Annotated in this window: 2 protein-coding genes; both read left to right on the forward strand. The window is 55.5% G+C overall.

All coding sequences use genetic code 11. From position 1 onward, the window contains the following. The first annotated feature begins 157 nt into the window (after nt 1-157). Nucleotides 158-1696, forward strand: coding sequence for an IS21 family transposase (istA, locus tag JQM68_RS13475; RefSeq protein WP_235223536.1), 1539 nt, complete (start codon nt 158-160; stop codon nt 1694-1696). A 5-nt stretch (nt 1697-1701) separates the two neighbouring features. Next, nucleotides 1702-2478: an IS21-like element helper ATPase IstB gene (gene istB / locus JQM68_RS13480; protein WP_235223537.1), complete on the forward strand. Its 777-nt coding sequence runs from the start codon at nt 1702-1704 to the stop codon at nt 2476-2478. The last annotated feature ends 143 nt before the right edge of the window (nt 2479-2621 follow it).

The following is a 2621-nucleotide window of genomic DNA, read 5'->3' on the forward strand; positions in this document are numbered from 1 at the left end:
TGAATATTCCAGCCCGAGGGAACCGGGAATCCGGTGAAATGGAAACCACGATTCCGGTAGAACGGGAACCGCTGTTCCGGTGAAATGGAAACCGGTCATCAGCGCTCCTATAATGTAGTCATGCGCTTTGCGCAAATACATTATGGGAGGTCTGTATATGACCCATTACAGAGAGATTCTGCGATTGCGTAGCATGAATCTCAGCCAGATGAACATCGCAGCCAGCTGTGGTGCTTCAAAAAAGACCGTAAACAAGGTTTTAAAAGCAGCCGGTGAACACGGAATCTCGTGGCCACTGGCTGACACCATGACGGATGCCGCATTGGAGGAGATGCTGTTCCCCAAGGCGCCGAAGGTCAGTTCCACCAAGCAGATGCCGGACTTCGATTATATCCGCAAGGAGCTTTTGAGGAACGGCGTCAACAAGAAGCTGCTCTGGACGGAGTATCTGGAGACCTGCCGCCAGAGTGGTGGGGAGCCCCTGATGTACTCCCAGTTCTGCTACTACATCCAGCAGGATGAGCAGCGCCGCAGGGCTACCATGCACATCTCCCGCAAACCGGGAGAACAGATAGAGGTGGACTGGGCAGGTGATCCGGCGTACATCGTGGACCCGGATACCGGTGAAGCCACGGAAGCTCACATCTTTGTCGGGGTCCTGAGCTACAGCCAGTATCCCTATGTGGAGGCATTCATCAGTGAGCAGCAGGTTCCATGGATCACCGCTCACATCCACATGTTTGAGTACTTCGGCGGCGTATCCAAGATCCTCGTCCCGGACAACTGCAAGACTGCCGTGATCCGCAATGGGGACTGGAACGATCCACAGGTCAATGCGGTCTACCACGAGATGGCGGAGCATTATAACTGCGCCATCGTCCCGGCCAGAGTACGGGCACCTAAGGATAAGCCGAATGCCGAGGGCACTGTCGGCGTCATCTCCACCTGGATCGTTGCCGCCCTCCGGGATGAGCAGTTCTTCTCCCTGGGCGAGTTGAACTCGGCGATTCGCCAGAAGCTGTATGATTTCAGTCGGAAGCCGTTTCAGAAGAAAGACGGGACCCGGTACGACATCTATATGGACGAGGAGTTCCCCGTGCTGACGCCCCTTCCACAGACGCGGTATGAGTTGGCGGAATGGAAGCAGGCGACGGTGCAGTTCAACTACCATATCTCCGTGGACAGCATGTACTACTCCGTTCCCCATGAGTACATTAAACGCAAGGTAGACGTCCGAGTCACAGCATCTACGATTGAAGTATTCTACAAGCAGGCGCGTATCGCCTCTCACCGCCGCCTTTATGGCAGGAAAGGCCAGTACAGCACTGTGACCGCACATATGCCGGAAGACCACCAGAAGTATCTGGAGTGGAACGGCGACCGTTTCCGCCGCTGGAGCGCCCAAATCGGCCCCAACACCGCCATTGTTGTAAACGCCATCCTCACCTCTCAGCGTGTAGAACAGCAGTCCTACAGAAGCTGCATGGGGCTCCTGAAGCTGACGGACAAGTATTCCTCTGCTCGATTGGAGAATGCGTGTACCCTGGCTTTGCGCTATACTGCATCTCCCAGCTACAAGAACGTGAAGGACATTCTTGCCGCTGGCCGGGACAAGACCCTTGCAGATAATAAGAAGGAAGACGCTGAGCCCAATCCCTACGCCCTGACCCGGGGCTTGGATTACTACCGGAGGTGAGGAAAATGACAAACCAGATTACTGTAGACAAGCTCCTGGAAATGCGGCTCAGCGCTATGTCTGACGCATTTCTGATTCAGTTGAACGATCCCCAGATGCAGGAGGTTCCCTTTGAGGACCGCTTCGGAATGCTGGTGGATGCCGAATATACCAACCGTAAGAACAACAGTCTGAAGCGGCTCATTAAGGGTGCTGCCTTTGACCAGCCGGAGGCACATATTGCCGCCATTGACTACACCTCCGGCCGGAAGCTGAACCGGGCGCTGATTGAGCGGCTGGCAACCTGCGAATACATTGTGGAGCACCGGAACATCTTCATTACCGGTGCCACTGGCAGCGGCAAGACCTATATGGCCTGCGCGCTGGGCATGGAAGCCTGTAAGCAGCGTTTCAAGACCAAGTACATCCGGCTCCCAGATCTGCTTCTGGATCTGGAGATTGCCAGGACGGAGAACAACTACCGAAAGGTTTTGACGAAGTACGCCAACCCCAGACTGCTGATTCTCGACGAATGGCTCCTTCTGAAGCCCACGGAGACGGAACAGCATGACATCCTGGAACTGCTCCACGCCCGGCGAAAGACGTCGTCCACGATCTTCTGCTCCCAGTACCACGACAGCGGTTGGTACGACCAGCTCGGTGGAGATGACAGCCCCCTGGCCGAGGCGATCCTGGACAGGATTAAGCACGATGCCTACAAGATTAACATCATCCCCGCTGATCCGGCGAACTACCGATCTATGCGGGAGGTGTACGGGCTTGATAAAAGCCTGAGCGAATGATTTGACTGGGACCGCTGCTCAGCAACCGGAACATGTCCTTGCGGGGCAGCGGTTCCCAAATCGCCGGAATAACGGTTTCCAAAACGCCGGAACGACGGTTTCCATTTCACCGGACTGGCGGTACCCCGCCACCGGAATATTCA

Origin of the sequence: Oscillibacter valericigenes, from assembly GCF_021531435.1 — a bacterium.
GTDB classification, from domain to species: Bacteria; Bacillota; Clostridia; order Oscillospirales; family Oscillospiraceae; genus Oscillibacter; species Oscillibacter valericigenes_B.